The organism is Aeromicrobium sp. Leaf272, from assembly GCF_001422865.1.
Taxonomy (GTDB): Bacteria; Actinomycetota; Actinomycetes; order Propionibacteriales; family Nocardioidaceae; genus Aeromicrobium.
Window position 1 is genome coordinate 93,666 of sequence record NZ_LMMY01000009.1, and the last position, 5,125, is coordinate 98,790.

Genomic DNA, 5,125 nt, shown 5'->3' on the forward strand with positions numbered 1-5,125 from the left:
GGCGACCACCAGGGCGCCGTACCCGCCCGACCATGCGGCGCTGAACACGCTCCACTTCCCGATGAAGCCACCGGTGAGCGGGATCCCGGCGAACGACAGCATGAACAGGGCGAACGACCCGGCCAGGAACGGCGACTCCTTGCCCAGCCCGGCCCACCGCGACAGGTGCGTGGCCTCGCCTCCGGCGTCGCGCACCACCGTGACCACGGCGAACGCCCCGATGGAGGCGACGCCGTAGACACCGAGGTAGAAGAGGATGCCCGAGACCGAGGTGATCCGGTCGGTGTCGGCCACGTAGGCGCCGGCCAGACCCACCATGAGGAACCCGGCGTGCGCCACCGACGAGTAGGCGAGCATGCGCTTGACGTCGGTCTGCGCGATGGCGATGAGCGAGCCGACGACCATCGTCAGCAGGGCGATCACCCACAGGGTCGGACGCCAGTCCCACGAGGCTCCGCCGAAGGCCACGAACAGCACGCGCATGAACGCGATGAACGCCGCGGCCTTCGTGCCGGCCGCCATGAACGCGGTGACCGGGGTGGGGGCGCCCTGGTAGACGTCGGGGGTCCACTGGTGGAAGGGCACCGCGCCGACCTTGAACAGCATCCCGACGCTGATCAGCGCGACGGCCGCGAGCAGCAGGTGCTCACCGCCCGTGCGCGACGTGACCGCGGTGTCGATCTCCGAGAGCCGGAAGCTGCCGGAGTACCCGTACGCCAGGGCGACGCCGTAGAGAAAGAACACCGACGAGAACGCACCGAGCAGGAAGTACTTGAGCGCGGCCTCCTGGCTGAGCAGGCGCCGACGTCGCGCGAGCCCGCACAGCAGGTACAGCGGCAGGCTCATGACCTCCAGCGCCACGAACATGGTGATGAGGTCGTTGCTGGTGGCGAACAGCATCATGCCCGTCAGCGCGAACAGGGCCAGCGGGAAGGTCTCGGTGTGCTCGAGGCGCATCGTCGTGGCCTCGGCCTCGCCGGCCGAGCCGGGAGGATCGACCGCCCGGCCGGTGAAGGCGCTGAGCCCGCCGTCGAGGCGACGCTCGGCGAACAGGGCCACGCTGAGCAGGGCGAACAGCAGCAGCAGGGCCCACGTGAAGACGCCGGGCCCGTCCACGGCGAGGGCGCCCTCGGTCACGACCGAGCCGCGCGCCGTGACGTCGCCCTCGATGCGGTCGAGGGACAGGTAGACCCGCACCGTGTCAGCGAACGCGGCCACGATGCCGACGGCGGCGAGCAGCGCCTGTGCGGCGAATCGCGTGCGGCGGGGCCAGAAGGTCTCCACGAGCACGGCCACCATGGCCACGCCGCCCACGACCAGCAAGGGGGAGACGAGCGACCACTCGACGGTGGGCGCGGCGATGTCGGGTCGGTCGGCGACCAGTGGCAGCAGCGTCGACATCAGTGACCACCCTCCGTCTCGTGCGACTCACGGGTCGGGACGTAGGCCCCCGACTCGCTCAGACCGTCCAGGCTGGCCGGGGTCCGCGGCGCGGGGTCGCCGACGCCGACCTGGCTCACGACCTCGGTCACCGCGGGGTTGATGACGTTGAGCAGCGGCTGCGGGTAGAAGCCCAGCCCGACGATCAGGACGATCGCCGGCGTCAGGGCGGCCACCTCGCGCGGCTCGAGGTCGCGCACGGCCTCGGCCCCCGGCTGCAGCGGTCCGGTCATCGTCCGCTGGTACATGATCAGGATGTAGAGCGCCGCGAGCACGATGCCCAGCGTCGCGAGCACCGCGGCGGGCACCGACCGGGTGAACGTGCCGGCCAGCACCATGAACTCGCTGACGAACGGCGCGAGGCCGGGCAGCGACAGGCTCGACAGGCCCGCGACCAGCAGGATCCCCGCGAGCACGGGCGCGATCTTCTGGACCCCGCCGAAGTCACGGATGCTCGCCGACCCGCGGCGCGAGATCATCATGCCGGTCACGAGGAACAGCGCGGCCGTCGAGAGCCCGTGGTTGAACATGTAGAGCGTCGAGCCCGCGGTGGCCGTGTGGGTGAAGGTGAAGATGCCCAGGATGATGAAGCCGAAGTGCGAGACCGACGTGAACGCCACGAGCCGACGGATGTCGTCCTGTCCGATCGCGCACAGCGCCCCGTAGAGGATGCTGATGACCGCGAGGGTGATGACCACGGGGCTGGCCCACTCCGAGGCGCCGGGGAAGATCTCCAGGCACCAGCGCAGCATCCCGAACGTGCCGACCTTGTCGATCACGCTGACCATGAGCACCGACGTGCCCGGCGTGGCCGTGCCGGCGGCGTCGGGCAGCCAGGNCTCCGTCGTGGTGCTCATCTCCAGCCCCGAGAGGTCGGAGAGCAGGTACGTGGGATCGCCGGCGCGGGCCGTGACGACGTACAGGCCCACGATCGAGGCGAGCATGAGCAGGCCGCCGACCAGGTTGTAGATGAGGAACTTGACCGCCGCGTAGGTGCGCCCAGCCCCACCGTAGGAGCCGATGAGGAAGTAGATCGGGATCAGCGTCGCCTCGAACAGGACGTAGAACAAGAAGGCGTCGGTGGCGCAGAAGACACCGATCGCGAGACCTTCCAGCACGAGCATCCATGCGAGGTAGGAGTTCACGCTGCGGCTGGAGGGGATGCGGTCGTCCCAGGCGGCGAGCAGCACGATGGGCACGAGCACCGTGGTGAGCAGCACGAGCGTGAGGCCGATGCCGTTGACGCCCAGCGAGTAGTGCGCCCCCAGGGGACCGATCCAGTCGTGCAGCTCGGTCAGCTGGTAGCCACCGGCCTGCACGTCGTAGCGGGCCATCATCGCGAGCGAGAGCACGAGCGTCAGCACGCTGAACGCGAGCGCCACGATCTTCACCGAGCGCGCGCTCGCCGCGGAGCGCGGCATGAGCGAGATGGCCAGGGCACCCACGAGCGGGGTGGCGGCGAGGACGGACAGGATCATGCGAGGGTCACCGCCAGGAGAGCGAGCACCACGACGAGCGAGCCGACGAGGATGCTGAGGGCGTAGCTGCGCACGTAGCCGGTCTGGGGCTTGCGCAGGAACTGCGAGGTGTCGCCGAGTCGGTCGGCGAGGCCGGTGACCAGTCCGTCGACGAGCTTGGCGTCGAGGTACACGAGCACCCGGGTGAGGTGGCTCGTGGGCCGGACGACGAGCACGTCGTTGACGGTGTTGCCGTAGAGCTCGTGGCGGCCCGCGCGGGTGAAGGCGGAGACGTCGCCGTCGGACGGCGCCACCTGCGTGATGGGGCCGCGTCCGAACGAGCCCCGCGTGTAGGTGAGCCAGGCCAGGGCGACGCCGACCGCAACGACGAGCGTCACGATGATCGACATGCCCCACGCCGGCACCGCCAGCTCGTGGTGCTCGGTGGGTCCGACGACCGGCTCGAGCCAGTGCTCGATCCAGCCGCCGAGGAGCAGCACGCCGCCGAGCACCGACAGGGCGGCCAGCACCATGAGCGGCACCGTCATGACGCGCGGCGACTCGTGCGGGTGCACGTCGTCGAGCCAGCGCTTCGGCGAGGTGAAGGTCATGACCATGAGCCGGGTCATGTAGAACGCCGTGACCCCGGCACCGAGCAGCGTCGCGAGGCCCACCCAGAACGAGTGCCCGAACGCCGCCTCGATGATCTTGTCCTTGGAGAAGAAGCCGGAGAACCCGGGGAACCCGATGATGGCGAGGTAGCCCAGGCCGAACGTCGCGAAGGTGACGGGCATGGCTCGCTGGAGCGCGCCGTAGTGCCGCATGTCGACGTCGTCGTCCATGCCGTGCATCACCGAGCCGGCCCCGAGGAACATGTTGGCCTTGAAGAAGCCGTGGGTGATGAGGTGGAAGATCGCGAAGGCGTAGCCCGCCGGGCCGAGTCCGGCGGCCAGCATCATGTAGCCGATCTGGCTCATGGTCGAGCCGGCCAGCGCCTTCTTGATGTCGTCCTTCGCGCAGCCGATCCATGCACCGGCCAGGAGCGTGACGAGGCCGACGACCACGACCGCCGTCTGCGCCGTGGGCGCCGCGTCGTACACCCCGTTGCTGCGGACCACCAGGTAGACGCCGGCGGTGACCATCGTGGCGGCGTGGATGAGGGCCGAGACGGGCGTCGGGCCCTCCATGGCGTCGAGCAGCCAGGCCTGCAGGGGCACCTGGGCGGACTTGCCGCACGCGCCGAGGAGCAGGAGGAGGCCGAGCGCGGTCGCGACCGACTCGCTCGCCGAGCCGACCGCACCGTTGACCGCCTGGATCGACGACGTGCCGAACTGCGCGAACATCAGCATGATCGCGAGCGCCATGCCGAGGTCGCCCACGCGGTTGAGCACGAAGGCCTTCTTGGCCGCGGCGGCCGCCGACGGCTTGTGCTGCCAGAACCCGATGAGCAGGTACGAGGCCAGGCCCACGCCCTCCCAGCCCAGGAACAGCACCAGGTAGTCGTCCGCGAGCACGAGCGTGAGCATCGCCGCGATGAAGATGTTGAGGAACGCGAAGAACCGACGGCGCCGCTCGTCGTGCTCCATGTAGCCGATCGAGTAGACGTGGATCAGCGTGCCCACGCCGGTGATCAGCAGCACGAACAGCGCCGACAGCGGGTCGAACCGGTAGGCCATCTCGACGTTGAACGGACCGGCCGAGATCCAGGTGAACAGCGAGTCGGCGACCGAGCGGTCGTCCTCGGGTCGACCGAGGAGCTGGACGAAGGCCACCAGCCCGATGACGAACGAGGCCGCGGAGGCCGCCGTGCCGACGAGGTGGCCGACGCGGTCGCCCTCCTTGCCCCACACGAGCAGGCCGAGGCCGCTGACCAGCGGCACCACGACGAGCAGCCAGACGAGATCGAGCACGCCTACCCCTTCAGAGCTTCAGGAGGCTCGCCTCGTCGACCGAGGTCGTACGACGCGTGCTGTAGATGGACACGATGATGGCGAGGCCGATGACGACCTCCGCCGCGGCCACGACCATGACGAAGAACGCCGCGATCTGGCCGTCGAGGTTGCCGTGCTGACGGGCGAAGGTGACCAGGGCGAGGTTGGTCGCGTTCAGCATGAGCTCGATGCACATGAAGACGACGATCGCGTTGCGGCGCACGAGGACGCCGACCGCACCGATGGTGAACAGGATCATCGACAGCGTCAGGTACTCGTTCACGACTCGTCCTCCCG

General features: G+C 69.5%; 4 protein-coding genes and 1 pseudogene. All 5 read right to left on the bottom strand.

Translation table 11 applies throughout. From position 1 onward, the window contains the following. Positions 1-1,401 (bottom strand): NADH-quinone oxidoreductase subunit NuoN (gene nuoN / locus ASF38_RS01985; protein WP_235497348.1); only part of this gene is annotated, 1,401 nt, incomplete at its 3' end. Beyond that, on the bottom strand, positions 1,401-2,278 hold an 878-nt coding region (locus ASF38_RS18585; protein ID WP_235497349.1), incomplete at its 5' end, for a NuoM family protein. The genes nuoN and ASF38_RS18585, both read right to left, overlap by 1 nt. A 1-nt stretch (position 2,279) precedes the next feature. Further along, positions 2,280-2,918, bottom strand: a pseudogene (locus ASF38_RS18590) (proton-conducting transporter membrane subunit); the annotation flags it as partial. Beyond that, positions 2,915-4,807 carry an NADH-quinone oxidoreductase subunit L gene (gene nuoL, locus ASF38_RS01995; RefSeq protein WP_056573309.1) on the bottom strand — a complete coding sequence of 631 codons (1,893 nt, stop codon included), beginning with the start codon at positions 4,805-4,807 and terminating at the stop codon, positions 2,915-2,917. The pseudogene ASF38_RS18590 and the gene nuoL, both read right to left, overlap by 4 nt. 10 nt (positions 4,808-4,817) lie before the next feature. Beyond that, positions 4,818-5,087, bottom strand: coding sequence for an NADH-quinone oxidoreductase subunit NuoK (gene nuoK, locus ASF38_RS02000; RefSeq protein WP_055966220.1), 270 nt, complete (start codon positions 5,085-5,087; stop codon positions 4,818-4,820). Positions 5,088-5,125 lie beyond the last annotated feature (38 nt).

Excerpts from the sequence above, each read along its gene's own strand:
- nuoK (WP_055966220.1), bottom strand. The coding sequence starts at position 5,087 with ATGATCCTGTTCACCATCGGTGCGGTCGGCGTCCTCGTGCGCCGCAAC.